We start from the raw sequence: 18,839 nt of genomic DNA, 5'->3' as shown, positions 1-18,839 counted from the left end.
AGCGCATTTTACCTAGTACTTTAGTCAGAGTGAGAAAGTGAGTTTTGGTAAATTATAACCACTATTTTTGCTGAGCTGATTTTAAGGACACAAACTGTGGGAGTTACAGTCAACGCCAATGGATTAAGTGTTGTTCACCAAGGGTCGGGTGGCGAAGCCAACGCGACACTTCCGGACGTGTGTTTGACCCAATGTGGGCCGCCTGTGGTACCGATCCCCTATGGCAATAACGCTAAATCGGCAGACCTAGCCGACGGCACCACCACCATTACCATGGATGGCGGCAACAGTGTGGCGATCAAAGGCAGCAAATTCTCTAAAAGTACGGGAGATGCTGGCGGCGACAAAAAGGGCGTAGCATCTGGGACGATTGAAGCCGAAGCCGAATTCATCTCTGCTTCTCCGACTGTTAAATTTGAAGGTGCAGGCGTGTGCCGCTTGTCCGATCAAATGACCATGAACAAAGCCAACACCATGTGTCTAGGTGGCGCGCAAAACCCATCAGTATCGGTATCGGAAGATGCAGAAGGAACCTATACGGTGGATGTAAAATGCCGTTATCCAGATGGCGACCCCTTTAAAAATGCCGATTTTGATATCACAGATGCGTCTGGAGGTGTTGTTGCCTCAGGTCATTTAGATGCTAATGGAAAAGCCGCCGTTTCTGGTTTAAAAAATGGTCAATTCAATGTTGTGATGAAGGAAAGCCAAGACGATTTCTTATTAAAGCCCGTTTTAGTCACAAACTTAAGATACGTTGCAGAGATGGGGCATGATGACTTTTTTGAGCTGACTTCTCAGGGACAGCAGACATTTTGGCAGCCAAATCGTATTTCACCACCTATTGAAGGTTGGGGAAGTATGGGACAGTCTTTAACCGCGGATAGGTATTTTGCTGATATCGTCAAAAATGAAGTAACACTGCATTTTCAAAAATACCATCCTGATTTTTCTTTCTATATGCTTGCGGAATCCTTAGTTGCAGGGATTGAGAATCTTTCTGAGGATAGCTTTGACGCAGTGTTAGCTTATGGGCTACCTATGATTCTGGAAGAGGGAGAAATCCTTTCGGTATTATTCCGTCTTCCCAAGCATGAAACAGTTGACCACATGTTAGCGTATATGCGAGCAAGAGGAACAGGTAATCCCCAAAGCTATTTAGCTAGCTATGATTGGGAATCGACTAAAAAAATTCTCAGTAACGAGTTAGAAAGCTTACTTAACAAGATAAAAGATCGAGTCCAATCTTTAGCTGAAGAAGCGAGTCGTCGTCAATATACCTATCTATCCAAAGACATCTTTGATCAACATATCGGCACAATTGACACCTACTCGAAAAAGCTGAACGACAATTTGACTAACGCTTTTGAGCGCCTAAAAACGAAATCGGAGCAGTTGTTAAGCGATGTTTCTAAAGTATTCGTGATTCAAGATCCTGAAAACGCGTATTCTGCAGAAGCTGGTAAAGCTGATGCGGTGGTCAACGCGATTCTAAAAATCGACTTAGAGGAACAGAAGTGGATTAAGATCTGCGCGGTACATACTGACTTGTGGCAAACCCCTGTTTACGCCTCTAACTTGAAAGTTACGGTAAACAACTCCGTCCTTCACAAAGATAAATTGGAGTTAACCAAAACTCCTCAGCGTAGTACGGTTTCAGAGAGCGTGGAATTAGCGCTAGAAACAGGAAAAGTGGAAGGAGGGGTTATCGTTATTGATAATCTCAAGGCTAATGCCGCAACGGTAACTCTCGAGTTTGAAGGTGAAGAAGGCGTTGAGAAAAAAATATCAAAGCTACAGGAAGATATTGAAGCGTATTTAGATGGCCTTTACAACACCGTAGTTGAGGATATGAAAGGGTTCCAAAAGCAATGGGATGAAGAGGGTATTCTTTGTTTAGGGGATGGGGTTATTGCTGGTGTTGAAGCGTGGGGAGCTGACGCAGTTGAGCTATTTTCGCCAGAAGTGTGGAGTAGTTTAGGTCATGACATCGCTGAAACAACATCTGGTGCTTTTGATAAGCTTTATATTTACGCTAATCAAAAATATGAAGATTTAAAAAAGTATACACATGATGCAATGGAAGATAGTGAGGAGCAGATTAATAACACGGATCTTCCGAGTTGGGCAAAAGCCTTACTGTATTACACGAATGTTCCTCCAAGTTTAATGCGTGCTGCCGGTTCGGATATTTATGAAACCATTGATGAAGCGATCGCAGATGTTCAGTTGTGGTGGGATGATAATGCTGATGATATTGCAAGGAAAATAAAAGTAATTGCCAAATATCGCAAAGAAATTTGGAATTTTCCCTCATTGATTATGGAGAACGACATCGATCGTGTTGAAAAATTCATTGATACAGTGTTAGTAGAGTTTGATCCCGAGCTTGCCGCCGAGATTAAAAAAAATGAATTCTTCCCTAAAGCCCTTTCGTTAATAAACGATCATGATAGCGTGATGCCTTACTTTACATATTTAAATCTGATTTTAGAAGCGATACCACCTAACTTCTATTTTTATTATGTTGGTAAAGCTGCGGCATATATTGCTATCGAAATTGTATTAACAATAGCAATAGGTTTTGTTACTGGGCCAGCAGGAGCCGTTGCTAGGATATCAACGGTTCTTACGAAATTAGCTAAAGGCTTAAGTGAAACTAGAAAACTCGCTCATGCCGCTAAAGCGTTAGAGACGTTTACTGATACTGTTAATGGTTTGGTTGATATTCTTCCTGATTATGAAAAGTTAGCCGAAAGCTTATCATTAAGACGTAAAGCTGCTTTGAGTAATAAAAAAGTCAATAACACCCATAAGTATGAAGAAGAACGAGAGGCGAGAAATGGAAAATGTCGTTTCTGCCACAGTTCTGAACATAAAACGCCGCGACTTTATCGTGGTGAAATTGATTATGTATAAGGTTGAGTAGTGATGGGTATATTAGCTAGTCAAGATGCCAAAGAATCAGATTTTATCGATGGTACTATTGAAAAAAAAAGTTACCGTAAGCGCTGGGTTAATCATGTAAGTAAAATTCCAGGCCATCCTTTTAATAAAGGTATCCATATGGATACTCATCATTTAATTTCAGCTGAAGCAGTTAAGCTTAGTAAGCGGGGCGACGATTTAGTTGAAAAGGGATATAATATCAATTTATTGTCTAATTTAGTCGGTTTTCCCGCTACTCTTCCCGGAGCTTGTCAGCTACATTGTCAATTACATCGTGGAGATCATACATTTAGTAGGCCAGCGGAAGAACCATATCATGATTATGTGGCGAGTAAGTTGAATGACCCTGACATGAGAATGAAAATTAAATCATGTTATGGGAAAACAAAAAAAAGAGAAAAGGAAATTGAAATTCATAAAATTCTTGACCCTTTAAGTAATAAGATTTTAAAAAAAATAAATAGCGTTAAAAAGGGTAGGTATTTTTCTTTGCCACTAACAAAAATATCGCACTATTTTATTTCTGGAGGTCCTGGGTGCTGTGGTCAACATGATGTAAATAATGCTGTTGAACATGTTAACGAAACTTGCGATAATGACAGATTACATTTTAAATCTAATGAAAGAGATGGTAAAGATAAAAGATATGTTAATTCCAACGTAAGAGGGAATAGTAAAATAATCACATACAAAGGAACAACATGGGTGCCAAAGGTGGGTCAATGAACAAATACAATGAAAGCTACTATATTATTTTTAATAAGTATGATGAAGATACTCTATATCTTACTAGTTTAAAAGAATCTGATATGAGAGACTATCAATATAAAAAACTAGAATCTGGTCCTCCTTTATTTTTTGAAAACGCTTATAAAGATAAAGATATTTTGTCTGGTGTTAGTCGCCCAATTAAAAAGGCTCATTTGAATATTACATACCCGATAATTTCAGGGGATATAAAGAATTCACTAGGAGATATCGAGAATGATTTTTTTCAATTATATCCAGCAGTTATTATAGATAATAATAATTATCTTGAACCATATTGGTTTTTTAACGTATTTAAAAAGATGGACGTTTTAGATTTAGAACAATGTGAAATAGATGATTATGATCCCGAAGAAGACACTCATGATATAGAAAGGTACTATTTGAGTGATGAAAAAATGTCTCAGATTCCAGAGGGGCAACGTCTTGTGTTTATGCCTAAATATAGCGATGTAGGGCATATCATAGTGCACGAAAGTATCGTCAAGGTATTTAAAAAGCATAACGTGGATACGCTTAATTTTGTCAAAGTGTCTGAATGGGAAATGGGTATGCAGTTTATCGACTAATTAGTAATCTTCCCTACTTTGCCGAGCGTTAAACTAAGTTTGAGGCTAGGGTGATAGGCGGACGTCTATCACCCTGAGCGTCACTCTAACTGATAAGAAATAGAATTCACAAACCACTCTTTATCGCCGTCTGGGGTGGTGACCACAAACTCGTCGTCGACTTCTTTTTTCAGCAGTGCGCGGGCCATCGGTGAGTCGATGGAGATATAACCTTTGGCATCGCCGTAGATCTCTTCAGGGCCGACGATGCGAGACTTCCTAACCTCTGCCGCTTCATTTCCAATTTGCATCCAAGAGCTAAGCTAATAACAACTCTCCTAATTGGCTGATCTATCAGATGGTATCACTATGTTTCTGACTTACTGAAAGACGCAGAGTTAAAAAAGAAGACAAAAAGTTGTTATGGAAAAACGAAAAAACTCAGAAAGTTTCAGCAATACATAGGCTGTTGATCATATGGAGAAGTATTGTAAAACAGGCAGTGCTAAAGAGGTTCAGGGCTTTATAGATAAACGTAGTGACAATATTCTCGATGATATTAAAGACTTTTCCGTTCGTTTAACTAGTGTTCATAAAAGTTTTAAGACTGGAGAACAAGGATGTAGGAGAAAAATATTGCGGATCTTAATAATCTGAAAAAGGTCACCCTCAGATATGTAATCGTAATCATACAGAGTTTACTAATTTCTAAACAGGAATATACTTTGAAAGTAGGAAAGTAAAAATGAATTATAATGACACATATTATTTAATGTCTCCGAATTATGAAATAGAAAACGAAGCATTTCATGTTGTGCCAACAGAAGCTACAGCACAGAGGCGATTTCACTACAGAGAGCTTGTATATGGGGAAGTATCAGTCAAATTTAATGCCAAAACTGATGATTTTCTTAGTTTAGATCCTATGATGCTTTTTTGTATTCCAAGTTTCATTGTTTCTAAAGATTTAAAAATTATAATTGATGATCATATCTATGGAGGTAAGCTTTATCCTGCCGTTGTAGAATTTCAAAACAAGTCATCAAGTGATTTTTATTTGATAAATATTTATCAAGAATTAGATTGCTGGGATAGAAACTCTTCTCTTTATAAACAAAAAGACCCTGATTATTATCCGAGAGTTTATAAGTATAAACTGGATTCTACTATTTTAGATAAAATACCTGAAAATGAAAGGTTGATATTTAAAATGGGAGGTACAGATTTATCTTCTATCTTTATACATGAAAGCCTGAAAATTAAATTGGAAAATGTATTAAAAAATATAAAGTTCCTAAAAGTTTCAGAATATGAATTTGGCGACGAATTTTAAGTTAGGCGTACTCTTTCGGCAATATCGTCAACTGCGAGAATCACTAATCAGACTTTCCCTTATAGCGATGCAAAATATTCCATGGAATAGGGCATAGGTGGTGATTCTCAGGATGGCGAGTGAGGTGGTGCTGATGCTCGTCATCGCTGGGGACAAAATTCGTCAGTGGTAATACTTCTAACGCGATTTTATCGGCATCTTCTCGTGCAGCAATAAAATGACGTGCAGCTAACAGGTGGTCGGGATGTTTACTGTATACCCCTGTGCGGTACTTCTCGCCGACATCTGGTCCTTGCTGATTGACGCTGTAAGGGTCGATGATCTCAAATAAATGCTCAATCAGTCTTTCAACGCTTAACACGTGTGAATCAAACTCAATCCGCACACATTCGGCATAGCCATCGTAGTCAGCCTGTGTCGTTTGACTTGTGCCATTGGCTCGCCCTGCTTGGGTATCCAATACGCCCGGTACGTACTTAATAAATTCTTGTACGCCCCACAAGCATCCGCCCGCGAGATAAATTTCTTGTTTCATGAAGTTGGTAGCCAGTGAAAGAAGACGCCATACTAACATGGCGTCTATCTTGTTGCATTGGAAGTAGGAAGCCTATTCGCCTTTCAACCACTGCTTTTGACTGATAACTGAGCGAACGTGCTTATTAAATTCTCGCCCTTTTTGACGCCTTTCGGCAAGGGTTGAAGTATTAAAGGCTTGCTCTCGTTGCAATTTGGCATAGTTTTCAAGTCGCCTTACATCAAGAGAACCTTGCTGTATCGCCTGTTGAACGGCGCAGCCTGGTTCCGTCTGGTGCTGACAATCACTAAATCGGCATTGTTCGCTCAACGCTTCTATATCACCAAATGCGTGCGCGAGGCTTTGCTCAGAACCGGCAAGTTGCAGCTCACGCATTCCTGGCGTATCTATCAGCAATGCGCCCATGGGCATTTTATGTATTGATCGCGCGGTGGTGGTGTGGCGACCTTTGCTATCATCCTCGCGTATGCCGCCGGTTTGCTGAGTCTCAGACGCTAATAACGTATTAATTAATGTCGATTTGCCAACACCAGATGAACCTAACAGCGCCACCGTTTGCCCAGTTTGGCACCATGCCAATAAGCCTTGCACGCTTTGTGCGTCCAGCGCATTAACCGTTTCTACCATTAAACTGACATCGAGTTTTTGCACTTGATGGCACAGGGCGTACACGTCATCGGCTAAGTCTTGCTTGGTCAGCACAATCACGGGTTGTGACTGTGAATCACGTACCAGCGTCAGGTAGCGCTCAATTCGGCTTAAATTAAAGTCATGATTGAGTGAGCTAACGATAAAGACAGTATCCACATTGGCAGCAATTAACTGTTGTTGCCGCGCGCTACCAGGGGCCTTGCGCTGAAATAGCGAGGTACGTTCTAGTAAGCGAAGAAAGCGATAGTCTGAATCCACCAATAACCAATCACCAACCGTTATTGGAGGGTATTGATGATGATGCGCCATATGAATTTCGTGTTGTGATGTGCACAGGTCGTAACCACTGCGATGATGCCCAATCACACGTGCGATAACGGCATTATCGAGTTCATCGTTGGTCAGTTGTTGCTGAAAATAGTGTTTCCATCCGAGTTCTTGCAGTGAGATCGGGTGAGTAAATAATGTGTTCATGTCGTTTGTACCTTGAACCATACGAATCATCGGCGCGATGGCGCAGAGTTCGCTAAATTCTATCAATAAAGGGTCAGGTACTTACTGAGTAAGTGCTTGCACTAGGCATAAGACCCCGGTTTTAATACCGGGCAAAAGGGAAGGGGAGTAGCTTGCTCACAAGAGCACAATGATTAACGGCTGACTTCACCTTTGCCGGTGTGTGTTACGAATACAATCATGGTCATTCCTCCAAAGGTGGTTTACGAAAGGGGCAGTGCCCGCACGTTGAGAAGATAGTAGCATCAAAGCGCAATGTGTCTACGCTTTGATGCTTGGTAATGTGTCAATTTGTGGTTTAGCGTTGATTTAAATCGCGGCTTGAGCGACTTTTTGCTCCTGCTGTTGAAGCTGATACATCGCACGATATCGTCCTTGGTCAAGAGTCATCAAATGCGGATGATCACCTTGCTCAATCAAGTGCCCCTTATCCAGCACCAAAATGCTATCGGCATGACGAATAGTCGACAGTCGATGGGCAACGACAATCATGGTGACTTTGCCGTGCAAATCGCTTAAAGCGCGCTGTACCACTTGTTCGGTTTCGCTATCAACGTTCGCCGTCGCTTCATCGAGTAATAACACTTTAGGCGAACCAGCGAGCGCCCGAGCGATGATCAATTGCTGACGCTGACCAGTGGAAAGCCTCAGTCCACCTTCACCAAGCTGCGTTTGATAGCCGTCGCTCATCTCCATAATCACATCGTGTAAATGGGCTTGTTTGGCGGCATGTTCGACTTGCTGCTGGGTTAAGCCGCGGCCCATATCGATGTTTTCAAACAGTGTGCTAGCAAGAATGAACGGCTCTTGCGGAATAAAACCAACGCCTTGGCGCAGCGTGTCATGATCAAACGCGTTGAGCGCATGGCCGTCCAAACAAATCCGCCCGGACTGCGGCTGATAAAAGTTAAGCAGTAAGCTGAGCAGCGTACTTTTTCCGCTTCCCGTATGGCCAACAATCGCAAAGAACTCACCGGATTCAATCGTTACGTTGATGTCGTGAAGCACAGGTTTATCGCTTTGGTAGCCAAACACCAAGTGTTCAATATTCAGCGCGCCGTGTTTTAGGTCCGTCACCGTACCGCTTTGGTCCTGATCGGTCGGTTCTTGCAGCAGTTCATACACGCGATCACCGGCAACAATGGCTTGTTGATAAAGGCTAAAGCGCTGAGTGATTTCAACCAGTGGCTCGGTGAAGCGGCCTAAATAGTTAAGGTAGGCATACAACACGCCCACTTCGACGTAGCCTTCCACAACTTTGATGCCAAAGAACCAAACAATCCCACATAAGATGATGATACTGAGAAAGTTAATCGCAGGGCGCAGCATCAGTGAGCCAATGGTAACCGCTTTTAAACGCGTGGTGTAATAACCGTCATTGATACCATCAAACTGCTCAAACTTGCGTTGCTGCTGATTGGTCGCTTGAATCACTGACATGCCGCTTATCGATTCGTTCATGGTGGCATTAATATCCGAGCGCAGTTGACGACTTTCGGTGACCACTTTGACACTGAATTTTTGGTAAAGGTAAATCAAGCCGACCACGGTTGGAATCAACAGCAGTGCGATAAGCATCAGTTCTACATCAAGAATTGCCATCGCAATCAAAATGCCAATTAACAAGATCACGTTGGCTAATACGTTTGATAAAAACTGGACGTAAATGTCTTTGATGGATTCGGTATCGTTGGTAATGCGACTGACCAGTTGCCCTGTACGCGCATAATCAAAATAGGCCATCGGCAAACGCAAGACATGGTTGAAAACACGTTTACGAATGTCTAACACCGCGTTGAGTGCCATGTCCAAAAAGCGCATGGTTTGCTTGTATTTGAGATAGGTGCCGAGCAGGGTTGAGATAATAAATAGTGAGATGACACCAACAATCGGCCACACTGGGTAGCGATCCGGCATGATGAATTCATCGATAAACACTTTACTGAGCATGGGGCCCAGCACATCGAACCCCGTGGCGATAACAACCAAGAGTAAGGTTTTGTAAAATAGAGGTTTATCAGCAAATACATAGCTCATTAGCAGGCGCAAAGAGCCAGACGGTTTGGTGTCTTGCGATGCGGCTTTATTTGTTTTACTGCGAGACATTAAGACGCTTCCTCCATGGCAAGTGCCATTTGTTGATACGCGGCCATGCGCGAATACCAGCCGTCACTATTGATTAATTGTTGATGGTTGCCACGTTCAATCACTTCACCATGCGCCAACACTAAAATCGTGTCCGCTTGCTCAATGGCTGACAGCCGGTGACTCACGATAATCAAGCTCTGTTCAGTGCGCTGCGCAAGATGCTCAATGATTTCTTTTTCCGTGTGAATATCGACCGCCGACAAAGCATCATCAAGAATCAAGATTGGCGCTTGGCTAATCAAGGCTCGCGCAATGGATAACCGCTGGCGTTGACCGCCAGACAACGTCACGCCACGCTCTCCAACTAATGTTTGATAGCCTTCTGGAAACTGGCGAATATCGGCATCCACCGAGGCAAGGCGAGCGGCTTCGTAGACTTCTTCATCGCAGGCATCAGGGCGACCCATGCGAATATTTTCCATGATGTTAGTACTAAACAAAAAGGCATCTTGCGGCACGTAGGCATAGTGGCTACGCAGTGTATCCAATGGAATGTGTTGAATCGCTTTACTGCCAAGCAGAATATCGCCTTCTTGGGTATCCCAGTAGCGCATCAGCAGTTGCAACAGCGTTGATTTTCCCGACCCTGTCGCCCCTGCAATACCGAGTACTTGTTGCTGCTTAAGCTCAAAAGAGACTTGGCTGAGCGCGGCTTGCTCGGTATCGGGGTAATGAAAGGTAAGATGATTGACAGTGATGTCATAGCCGTGAGTTTGCTCACGGCCGTTGTCAGCAATCGAGTCGGGTAAGTTGAGAAGCTGTTCTAATCGACCTATTGCAGCATTACCGCGCTGCAAAATATTCATCAGCCAGCCAAACGCATACATCGGCCAAATTAACTCAGAAAGATACATCGTAAAACTGGTGAGTTGGCCAACGGTTAAGTTACCCACGTGGATCTGCCAGCCTCCAGCGAGTAGGGCAATCAAGAGCGCAGAGCCAAGGCTAAGTTGAATAATAGGATCAAACATCGCTTCAGAGCGCTGTACTTTGTAGGTACTGCTGGCGGCTTTTTCGGCAATGCGATCAAATTGCTCAGATTCAATCGACTCACGGCCCATGGATTTAATCATTCGAACACCGGAAATCGCCTGTTGCGTTTGTTCATTGAGTGATGAAAAGCGATCTAAGGTGTCTTTAAACTGGTGATGAATGCGGTTCGATAAGCGATAGAAGCCATAACCCATAAATGGGAAAGGCAAAATGGCCAGTGCGGCTAATTTCCAGTCGATGAACAAAAACATCATGATCAACACCAGAATAAACGTCAGCAAGCCGTCAAACCCTGAAAGAATGCCTTCTCCAGCCGCGACTTCAACGGCATCAATATCGTTGGTCGCCCGCGCCATTAAATCGCCAGTAGAGTGGATATTGTAAAACGCTTGGCCTTGCTTCGTTAGGCGTTGATAAAAGCGCTGGCGCAAAATATTACCCAGCTTATATGACGTGCCAAACAGCATCCGTCGCCAACCGTAGCGTAGAAAATATACCGCAAGACTTGCGATGGCTAACCCGCCCAAATAGAACTCGGCTTTGGTGAGTTCGCGCGTTTCTAGCATGTGGTCTATCGCTTGGCCAATGAACCACGGCACCGCCATATTGATCCCAGCGACGAGCATCAGCATGAGCAGCGCCAGTGAGTAGGTAAACCAGTAGCGGCGGAAAAACCACCCTAGGTGTCGAAATAATTGCATTTGTTACTATCCAAAAAGAAGAGGAAGAGTTGGCCTGATTTCGGTAGTGTGACTCATCGAACTGAGTTCTCATTTGTGCGTCAGCCGACCAAAACACTACGTCAGCCAACGGCGAATATCAACCGTTATGCTACGAATAAAAGGGCGACTATACCCGCTCAACTATAGCAGGCTATGTGGTTGAAATTCATTGTTTTGTTAATCAGTTTACGGTTTGATTTTCGGCGCGGCAGATTTATGATGCTCAATCACTTGGCAAAATGTCTGATGGATTGCCATTAAAATAAGGAGTTAACCCTGTGATACGACCCATGACCCAAACGGATTTCGAGCAATTTTGGCCTCAATTTGAAGCCATCATCCGAGCGCAGCACACCTATGCGTTCGATGCCAATATGTCACGCCAAGCGGCATATAAGGTGTGGTGTGAATTACCGTTTGCAACGTTTGTGTTAGAACAAGATGGTCAGATTCTCGGCTCTTACTATATCAAACCTAACGCTCAGGGGCCGGGGAGCCATGTGTGTAATTGTGGCTATATGGTGAGTGACTTTGCTCGCGGCCAGGGCGTTGCTCGGCGTTTATGTCAGCACTCCCAACACTACGCGGTTGAACATGGGTTTAAAGCAATGCAATTTAACTCCGTTGTTTCAACCAATCAGGTTGCGGTTGCGTTGTGGCAGAAATTGGGGTTTACCACCATCGGTACCATTCCTCGCGGTTATCAGCATCCTGAACACGGATTGGTCGATTGCTTGATTATGTATAAATGGTTGGTGTAGCAACACCATGATTGTAACGTCCTAGCAAGCGCGCTAGTGTAATTGCTTCCCGATGTTGACGACTGCCGTAACGTCGTTTCGGTCTTTATCACACCCAATGTGCGCACTCACCAAATCGTTGACCGCAGAGATTTGTGTATCGACGGCTTGAATGTACTCTTGTGGCAGTTGCTTTCTCATGACGTTTAAACAGCGCACAAGATGAATCATCACATCAATATGCTTTTCTCCCGCTTGCCTTAGTTGATCGAATGCGGTGTTGAGTACGGACTCATAGGTATAAGTTCGTCTTTTTAGCCAAATATTGGTGTTGGTATTTCTCATCGCTTGAGATGGAAACTGATGTTCGGCCATCAAGATACACACTGACGTTAGCCTATCTGCGCAAGTCATCGCCGTGATCGGGTCGTTAATCCCTGGAGAGAGTGCACGTAGAGCGATTTCGACAAGCTGGGAAACGGAGAATTCAGGGTCTTGAAGTGACGTCCTTTTCTTGCCCAATACAATGCAAGATAAACAGTAGTGTTTTCTTTCATCATCGATTTGGGTTGTTGAGTGAATACGCAGCAGTGTTTCGTTCGGTACCACATGGTCGCCCGCTCTCACCAAAATATCGATGCCCTGAATACCATCTTGGTCGAGCAAATGGTGATAGTCGACGGTCTGGACATAACCACTCTCGGTGAGCGAAAGTTCAGTGATGACGGGTGAATCCACAACCGCTGATGGCTTCAAACATTGGTGGTTTTTCTTTTCATCGGTCAACGTAAATAGATGGGAGAGGCTGTGAATGCATTCGTGATAACAGCGGCTGATGATTTCATCAACCTGAATAAAACGGGCAATATGGTGGATGTAATAGATCAGTACCAGTGTATCAAAAATGCCGATGACCAATACCAATACAGCAAGGGCGGATGAGGTGATGGCATCTGTATCGCTAACGCTGACACGATGCAATGCAATGAGGCAGAACACAAACGTTGAGGTAAAGAACCCTAAAACCAGTTGAGTGCCGCGGTCATCCATAAAGGTTTGCAGCAATCGCGGACCAAATTGCGATGAGGCCATCGTCAACGCCACTAAGGTCATGGAAAACGCAATACTGGTGGCGGTGATGATCGAGGTGGCGATAGCGGAAATTAAATCACTGGCAGTGTCCGCAGGTACCGTTGGAAGGTAATCGCGAAATAACGATTCAGAAATAAAAACGGGCGTGTAATAAATGCAGGCGTAGCCTAAGCAAAACGCGATAAGCATCATACAAACAGGAACGAACCAATAGCTCGCTCTGATGCTTTGCCATTTAGCTTGAGTGAAACTCGCCACAGGTTTGATCATCTTATCACCTTGCGTGTTGACCGCAGTTTAACGATGCACAAGTTAACTATGGTCGATAAGTCTATGGTGGGCGCTAAATCGTCGGTGAAACAGTGACCCATTGCTAAAATACGAATGGAAAGTGGTCAGGTGGTGGTTCTCGACGTCTCTAGCTCGAAATAAAAAAACCGCCAAATGGCGGCTTTTTTAATTTAGATAACATTAACGACCTTGTTCAAAGTCATCAACTTCACGCTCTGCTTCTTCGCGAGACTTACCGTAGATTTGCTGAAGTTTACCAATCAACTCAGTACGGCTACCTTCAATTTTGTCTAAATCGTCATTGGTAAGGTCACCCCATTTAGTTTGTACCTTGCCTTTAAGCTCTTTCCAATTGCCTTCTAAAAGATCGCGGTTCATGGTTTTCTCCTTACACTATTAAATACTCACTTTAACAGGTGCAATGGGTATGCCACTTATGTTTATAAATTTAAGTTATTGAAATTAAAGGCTTATTAGTTTTATTGGAGTTCGGTATCAATACGCGCTGAATGTAATTTATTCTTGATAAGAAAACCAAGCCTGTAATTTTTTTATGAAGATTCAGAGCGCAAAGGGCCAACGGCTTTTGATGCCTCACAACTGGAGGATAAAAGCCGATAACCGAATCGACCTATTTCTCACTATTCATACTTTTTTCTGCGCGTTTATGCTCGTAATCTTGTTGATGTTCAATGATTTGATGAATGTTATCTTCAAGCCACACGGCGAGGCCTTGTACTCTATTTGCTACTTCAAACCCCGTTGAGGTGAGTTCATATTCAACATGGGGCGGCACAACGGGGTACACCGTGCGTAGAACAAACCCGTCTTTCTCGAGAGATTGAAGTGTTTGGGCTAACATCTTTTCACTGATGCGCAAAATACGTTTACGCAATTGACTAAAGCGTTGTTTCTCGCCGTTGAGCAGGGCCATGAGCACCAATACGCCCCAACGGCTAGTGACATGGTTAAGCACTTCGCGGCTTGGGCAACGATCTGAAAACACATCGCCTTTTTGAAACTGAGCATCGGCAAGAGATGCAAATTGGTCTTCTTTCATACTTACCTTTTAGTGCGTACTTACTTTTAGTTTGTTAGGGATCTATTATACACACATCCGGTCAAATGATCGTCGTAATTCACCGTCAATTTAAGGAGAACAATATGCTTGTCGTAACAGGTGCAACAGGTCAACTGGGTCATTTAGTGATTGATGCTTTGCTTAAATATGTCGCTGCTTCGGACATTGTTGCAGCAGTACGGAATGTCGAAAAAGCGCAAGATCTTGCAGATAAAGGCGTGCATGTTCGTTTTGCTGACTACACGCAACCTGAATCTTTAGTGACCGCTTTTGAGGGCGCCACCAAAGTATTGTTGATTTCTTCCAGTGAAGTTGGGCAACGTTTTGCTCAGCACAAAGCCGTGGTGGATGCCGCCAAAAATGTGGGTGCAGAACTGCTGGCTTACACCAGTATTCTTGATGCGACCAACTCACCGCTTGCGTTGGCGCAAGAGCATAAACAAACCGAAGCGTATATTGCTGAATCAGGTGTACCAGCGGCGATTTTGCGCAATGGTTGGTATTCTGAAAACTATGTGAATGGCATTGGCGCATCGCTTGAACATGGCGCGATGTTTGGTTGTGCGGGTGAAGGCAAAATTGCGTCGGCTCCTCGTGCTGATTACGCTGAAGCGGCAGCGCAAGTGCTGACTCAGCCAGACCAAGTGGGTAAAGTGTACGAGTTAGCCGGTGATGAAGCCTTTACGCTCGGTGAATTCGCCGATTATCTGTCTGCACTTAGTGGACAAACCGTGGTTTACAACAATGTCAGCGAAGATGAGTACGCGAATATTTTAAAACAAGTTGGCCTGCCTGCGCCGCTGGCAGAAACACTTGCCAACTCGGAAACGGGCGCTGCAAAAGGTGGCCTGTTTGATGACTCTCAAACTCTATCTAAATTGATTGGTCGTCCAACTGAAACCATTGAAACCACCTTAAAACACGCATTAGCTGCGCGTTAAGATGGTTCTATAAACAATGAAAAGGCCACTTTAAGTGGCCTTTTTTATGCGCATGATGGCATCAATTCATTTAGCTAAGCTGAGCGAGAAGCGCTTTGGCCACCGCTTCCGAGCTCGCAGGGTTTTGACCTGTAATCAGTTTGCCATCCTCGATAACAAACTCACCCCAATCTTCCCCTTTGTGGTAATCCGCGCCAATTGATTTAAATTCATCTTCAATTAAAAATGGCACAACGTCGGTCAGTTCAACACCAGCTTCTTCACCATTCGTAAATCCGGTCACTTTACGCCCCTTAATCAGAAGCTCGCCATTTTCAGCTTTTACATGACGTAGAACGGCAGGCGCATGGCAAACAAAGCTAATCGGTTTACCGCTGCGTTCAAAGCGTTCAATCAGCGCAATAGAGGTTTGTGAATTGGTGAGATCCCACAATGGGCCGTGACCACCTGGGTAAAATACCGCATCGAAATCATCCGCACTGACGGTTTCAAGCTTGACGGTATTCGCTAGGGCATTTTGTGCGCTTGGATCTTGATTAAAGCGCTCGGTTAGCTCGGTTTGAAAATCGGCCAGCGCACTTTTCGGATCCAGCGGGGGTTGACCGCCTTCTGGTGACGCAAGAGTGATCGTTGCGCCTGCATCGAGGAAGGTGTAGTAAGGGGCGGCAAATTCCTCAAGCCAGAAGCCTGTTTTCTCGCCGGTACTGCCCAGTTCATCATGCGATGTTAATACCATTAGAATATTCATATCTGTTCCTCTTGAAGCGTGAATTGATGTTTTTCATTATTGTTAGATGTGGTTTTGCTCCACATTCTAGTTGTTGGGATGTCGCTGCGGCTTTTAAACCGCAGCAACGTATTTATTGACCGAACGCTTGCTTGAGCGCATCCGCTTTGTCTTGATAAGGCGCACGTAATCGCTCGCTGGCATCGTCGCTTTGCTCATGAACCACCACGGCTTTCGCGTGAGTGAAGTTGTTAAAGCCGTGAATACCGTGGTAGGCCCCCATGCCCGATGGGCCGACACCGCCGAATGGCAAGGCATCGATGGAAGCATGGGTCATAATGTCATTAATGATCAGCGCCCCCGAGGTGGTATGCTGAGCAAAGTATTCCTGACGCTGCTCATCGTCACTAAAGTAATACGCTGCGAGTGGTCTTGGATGTTGGTTAATATAATCAATGGCTTGTTGCTCTTGCTCGTAGGTCTTAACAGGCAGCAGCGGACCAAAAATCTCTTCCTGCATGATCGCCATATCGTCATTCACATTGAGGATCAAATGCGGTGCAATCGTACGTGTCGCTTGGTCGATACTCGGTTCATTTTGAGGTGCAAGGCTAATGATGGTCGCGCCTTTTTGTTTCGCATCGTCCAATAAGCCGGTTAGGCGCTCAAAATGGCGCTGATTGATAATCGAGGTGTAATCTGGGTTATCTGCAATGGTCGCAAAGCTTTGTGCAACAAATTGCTTCGAAGCGGAAGCCCATTGCTCAAGGTGATCCTTGTGGACCAACACGTAATCGGGTGACAAGCAGATTTGCCCAACGTTAAACGTTTTGACGGTCATTGTCCGTTGCACGGCATGGGTGATATCCGCATCTGGCGCAACCAGAACTGGCGATTTACCACCGAGTTCCAATGTCACGGGGACTAAGTTTTCGGCTGCGGCGCGCATCACATGCTTACCGACGGCGGTACTTCCGGTAAAGACCAAGTGATCAAAAGGCAATTGGCTGAAGGCTTGGCCAACGTCAGCATCACCGAGCACAACGGCAAGCTCCATAGGGTCAAAATAGCGTGCCACTAACTCAGCGAGAAGCTCTGAGGTACGAGGCGTTAATTCAGATGGCTTGAGCATGGCGCTGTTGCCTGCGGCAAACACACCAGCAAGGGGGCCAAACGCTAAATTGATAGGAAAGTTCCACGGGCTAATGACACCCACCACGCCAAGAGGCTGTTGCTGAATATGTGCACTGCGATCGCCTTCAAGGCCAAACACAGGTTGCGGTTGCATCCACTGTTTGACGTTACTTTTTGCGTGCATTAAGCCGTTTACAGTGGTGACAACATCGGCCACGAGCGACTGATATTCAGCGCGGTGACCAAAGTCATCACTCATGGCTTGAGTTAACGCTTTTTGGTTATCGGTGATCAAATCAATTGCACGTTGCAGGCGATCTTGACGAAGCTCTGCACTCGCAGGCCCAGTATCGAGATGAGCCTTTTTCATTCTTTGGAGAATAGAATTTAAATCATTGAAAGACTGAGTGGTTGTCATGGTGCATCTCCTCATTGGTGAGCCAGAAGAACGCAATTGCATGCGTTTTATTGTATGAGTTGATAGTAAAGAGAATGGATTAATCGCGCCAACAAGGTTATTTTACTAAGGGTATAAATAATTTTATGGATTGTTATGTCTCTGATTCGATTAAGAACATTTGTGGAAGTTTATCGCCAGCGTTCGATTAGCTCGGCGGCGAGGGTGCTCAATTTAACTCAGCCAGCGGTCTCGCAACATGTTGCCGGATTGGAGGTGGCGATTGGGCGGCCGCTGTTCACTCGCGAAGCTCAAGGGGTTGCGCCGACGCTTGCCGCAGAAGAACTTGCCGCGGATATTGGCGATAAGCTGGATGCCGTTGAACTGGCGTTATCACAAGCCAAAGCACGTTCTCATGATGTTGAAGGAACATTGCAGATCATCGCTCACAGCGATTTTATGTCTGAGGTGCTGGCGCCGCGTCTGCTTCCATTACTTGATGCGGGCATTCGAGTACGGCTTCATTCAGGCGATGGGGAACTGGTGCACAACATGCTGGTGGAAGGCCACTGTGACTTAGGTTTTACAGGGCATCCAATCACCGATCCATCCCTAAAAAGTGAGCTCGTCATGTCTGAGCCTGTTTGTGCAGTGACATCGCCGCGTATCATGAAGCAAATCAGTGACAGCCCTAATCATTTAGCGGCGCTGATGAAGCAGCCGATGCTGACCTATGATTTAGCGTTATCGGTAATCGATGGCTGGTTAAGGCGTAACAAGCTCACGCCAGAACAAAGGCAACCGGCGTTAGTCGCTCAGGATTTACGCGCACTGCGTGGATTATTGGTGCAAGGTTTTGGCTGGACAGTCATGCCACACTATTTGTGCCAAGCGCAAATTGAGAGTGGGGAGTTGTGCCATGTTCCCGCTCCGATAGGTGACACGATACTGAACTATTACATGGCCTGGTCTCCGAGTTCTTTAAGAAGCCCGAGAATCGCTCATGCAAGACAAACGCTACTCTGGAGCTTGTCGCAGAAAGCAACTTAACGTGTGTTTGGACAATTTCGTGTTATAGATTTGACTAAATTAGTAAAAAACGGATTAGCTAACCTATGGCAAAACACCTCGTTCAAAAGGCAAAACCTGACCCTTATGTCTTCTACTATGATGAATTTGTGATGATTCACCAGATTTGACACCGTCGATGCTCAACTCATCTTATATGCTATTTTACAAGCTTCAAACTTTGAAACATAGTAAAAAGCGGCCACTT

16 protein-coding genes and 1 pseudogene are annotated in these 18,839 nt (G+C 44.5%); 7 read left to right on the top strand and 10 right to left on the bottom strand.

Annotated features, from left to right (window positions below):
* The first annotated feature begins 96 nt into the window (after positions 1–96).
* From M1D72_RS06330 to M1D72_RS06320, 3 genes are read left to right on the top strand one after another with little or no spacing between them, the layout of a single operon-like run.
* A complete protein-coding gene (locus M1D72_RS06330) occupies positions 97–2,919 on the top strand; it encodes a PAAR-like domain-containing protein (protein ID WP_456294958.1) in 2,823 nt (940 codons plus the stop codon).
* Positions 2,920–2,931: 12 nt separating this feature from the next.
* On the top strand, positions 2,932–3,675 hold the full coding sequence (locus M1D72_RS06325) for an AHH domain-containing protein (RefSeq protein WP_456294957.1): 744 nt from the start codon (positions 2,932–2,934) through the stop codon (positions 3,673–3,675).
* Positions 3,651–4,286, top strand: a complete 636-nt coding sequence (locus M1D72_RS06320) for an imm11 family protein (RefSeq protein ID WP_456294956.1) — start codon at positions 3,651–3,653, stop codon at positions 4,284–4,286. The genes M1D72_RS06325 and M1D72_RS06320 overlap by 25 nt, the downstream gene beginning before the upstream one ends.
* An 80-nt stretch (positions 4,287–4,366) precedes the next feature.
* Here the strand turns inward: M1D72_RS06320 and M1D72_RS06315 are convergent.
* Positions 4,367–4,546: pseudogene (locus tag M1D72_RS06315) on the bottom strand (GreA/GreB family elongation factor); the annotation flags it as partial.
* A 464-nt stretch (positions 4,547–5,010) separates the two neighbouring features.
* On the opposite strand from M1D72_RS06315, the gene M1D72_RS06310 reads away from it, so the two are divergent.
* A complete protein-coding gene (locus M1D72_RS06310) occupies positions 5,011–5,598 on the top strand; it encodes an imm11 family protein (protein ID WP_456294955.1) in 588 nt (195 codons plus the stop codon).
* 43 nt (positions 5,599–5,641) lie between these two features.
* Here the strand turns inward: M1D72_RS06310 and M1D72_RS06305 are convergent, their stop codons facing one another.
* The 4 genes from M1D72_RS06305 to M1D72_RS06290 all read right to left on the bottom strand — a co-directional run bounded on the left by M1D72_RS06305 (position 5,642) and on the right by M1D72_RS06290 (position 11,139).
* Positions 5,642–6,172: a peptide-methionine (S)-S-oxide reductase gene (locus tag M1D72_RS06305; protein WP_456294954.1), complete on the bottom strand. Its 531-nt coding sequence runs from the start codon at positions 6,170–6,172 to the stop codon at positions 5,642–5,644.
* A 33-nt stretch (positions 6,173–6,205) separates the two neighbouring features.
* Positions 6,206–7,258 carry a ribosome small subunit-dependent GTPase A gene (rsgA, locus tag M1D72_RS06300; RefSeq protein ID WP_456294953.1) on the bottom strand — a complete coding sequence of 351 codons (1,053 nt, stop codon included), beginning with the start codon at positions 7,256–7,258 and terminating at the stop codon, positions 6,206–6,208.
* 348 nt (positions 7,259–7,606) lie between these two features.
* On the bottom strand, positions 7,607–9,403 hold the full coding sequence (locus M1D72_RS06295) for an ABC transporter ATP-binding protein (RefSeq protein WP_390192142.1): 1,797 nt from the start codon (positions 9,401–9,403) through the stop codon (positions 7,607–7,609).
* Positions 9,403–11,139 carry an ABC transporter ATP-binding protein gene (locus M1D72_RS06290; RefSeq protein ID WP_456294952.1) on the bottom strand — a complete coding sequence of 579 codons (1,737 nt, stop codon included), beginning with the start codon at positions 11,137–11,139 and terminating at the stop codon, positions 9,403–9,405. Before M1D72_RS06290 ends, M1D72_RS06295 begins: the two co-directional genes overlap by 1 nt.
* A gap of 299 nt (positions 11,140–11,438) precedes the next feature.
* Here M1D72_RS06290 and M1D72_RS06285 point away from each other — a divergent pair, with 299 nt between their 5' ends.
* Positions 11,439–11,921, top strand: a complete 483-nt coding sequence (locus M1D72_RS06285; RefSeq protein WP_456294951.1) for an N-acetyltransferase family protein — start codon at positions 11,439–11,441, stop codon at positions 11,919–11,921.
* Positions 11,922–11,954: 33 nt separating this feature from the next.
* Here M1D72_RS06285 and M1D72_RS06280 read toward each other — a convergent pair whose 3' ends face one another.
* The 3 genes from M1D72_RS06280 to M1D72_RS06270 all read right to left on the bottom strand — a co-directional run bounded on the left by M1D72_RS06280 (position 11,955) and on the right by M1D72_RS06270 (position 14,343).
* Positions 11,955–13,262, bottom strand: a complete 1,308-nt coding sequence (locus tag M1D72_RS06280) for a DUF2254 domain-containing protein (RefSeq protein WP_456294950.1) — start codon at positions 13,260–13,262, stop codon at positions 11,955–11,957.
* 201 nt (positions 13,263–13,463) lie between these two features.
* Complete coding sequence (locus tag M1D72_RS06275) at positions 13,464–13,661, bottom strand: CsbD family protein (RefSeq protein ID WP_390192133.1); 198 nt, start codon at positions 13,659–13,661, stop codon at positions 13,464–13,466.
* 253 nt (positions 13,662–13,914) lie between these two features.
* Positions 13,915–14,343, bottom strand: coding sequence for a winged helix-turn-helix transcriptional regulator (locus tag M1D72_RS06270; RefSeq protein ID WP_390192131.1), 429 nt, complete (start codon positions 14,341–14,343; stop codon positions 13,915–13,917).
* A gap of 104 nt (positions 14,344–14,447) precedes the next feature.
* Between M1D72_RS06270 and M1D72_RS06265 the strand changes: the two genes are divergently transcribed.
* Positions 14,448–15,305: an SDR family oxidoreductase gene (locus tag M1D72_RS06265; RefSeq protein ID WP_390192129.1), complete on the top strand. Its 858-nt coding sequence runs from the start codon at positions 14,448–14,450 to the stop codon at positions 15,303–15,305.
* Positions 15,306–15,375: 70 nt separating this feature from the next.
* On the opposite strand, the gene M1D72_RS06260 is transcribed toward M1D72_RS06265, so the two are convergent.
* Positions 15,376–16,053: a type 1 glutamine amidotransferase domain-containing protein gene (locus M1D72_RS06260; protein WP_390192126.1), complete on the bottom strand. Its 678-nt coding sequence runs from the start codon at positions 16,051–16,053 to the stop codon at positions 15,376–15,378.
* Positions 16,054–16,165: 112 nt separating this feature from the next.
* Positions 16,166–17,584, bottom strand: a complete 1,419-nt coding sequence (locus M1D72_RS06255; protein WP_456294949.1) for a coniferyl aldehyde dehydrogenase — start codon at positions 17,582–17,584, stop codon at positions 16,166–16,168.
* Between the two features lie 135 nt (positions 17,585–17,719).
* Between M1D72_RS06255 and M1D72_RS06250 the strand changes: the two genes are divergently transcribed.
* A complete protein-coding gene (locus M1D72_RS06250) occupies positions 17,720–18,613 on the top strand; it encodes a LysR family transcriptional regulator (RefSeq protein ID WP_456294948.1) in 894 nt (297 codons plus the stop codon).
* Positions 18,614–18,839: the final 226 nt, after the last annotated feature.

The organism is Vibrio sp. AK197, assembly GCF_053903115.1.
This window is presented reverse-complemented; position numbering and strand designations above follow the sequence as displayed.

Bases quoted from the DNA above. Each gene is read 5' to 3' on its own strand.
- M1D72_RS06290 (WP_456294952.1), bottom strand. From the start codon at position 11,139: ATGCAATTATTTCGACACCTAGGGTGGTTTTTCCGCCGCTACTGGTTT.
- M1D72_RS06260 (WP_390192126.1), bottom strand. From the start codon at position 16,053: ATGAATATTCTAATGGTATTAACATCGCATGATGAACTGGGCAGTACC.
- M1D72_RS06255 (WP_456294949.1), bottom strand. From the start codon at position 17,584: ATGACAACCACTCAGTCTTTCAATGATTTAAATTCTATTCTCCAAAGA.
- M1D72_RS06325 (WP_456294957.1), top strand. From the start codon at position 2,932: ATGGGTATATTAGCTAGTCAAGATGCCAAAGAATCAGATTTTATCGAT.
- M1D72_RS06275 (WP_390192133.1), bottom strand. From the start codon at position 13,661: ATGAACCGCGATCTTTTAGAAGGCAATTGGAAAGAGCTTAAAGGCAAG.
- M1D72_RS06265 (WP_390192129.1), top strand. From the start codon at position 14,448: ATGCTTGTCGTAACAGGTGCAACAGGTCAACTGGGTCATTTAGTGATT.
- M1D72_RS06295 (WP_390192142.1), bottom strand. From the start codon at position 9,403: ATGTCTCGCAGTAAAACAAATAAAGCCGCATCGCAAGACACCAAACCG.
- M1D72_RS06250 (WP_456294948.1), top strand. From the start codon at position 17,720: ATGTCTCTGATTCGATTAAGAACATTTGTGGAAGTTTATCGCCAGCGT.
- M1D72_RS06320 (WP_456294956.1), top strand. From the start codon at position 3,651: ATGGGTGCCAAAGGTGGGTCAATGAACAAATACAATGAAAGCTACTAT.
- rsgA (WP_456294953.1), bottom strand. From the start codon at position 7,258: ATGAACACATTATTTACTCACCCGATCTCACTGCAAGAACTCGGATGG.
- M1D72_RS06270 (WP_390192131.1), bottom strand. From the start codon at position 14,343: ATGAAAGAAGACCAATTTGCATCTCTTGCCGATGCTCAGTTTCAAAAA.
- M1D72_RS06305 (WP_456294954.1), bottom strand. From the start codon at position 6,172: ATGTTAGTATGGCGTCTTCTTTCACTGGCTACCAACTTCATGAAACAA.
- M1D72_RS06280 (WP_456294950.1), bottom strand. From the start codon at position 13,262: ATGATCAAACCTGTGGCGAGTTTCACTCAAGCTAAATGGCAAAGCATC.
- M1D72_RS06310 (WP_456294955.1), top strand. From the start codon at position 5,011: ATGAATTATAATGACACATATTATTTAATGTCTCCGAATTATGAAATA.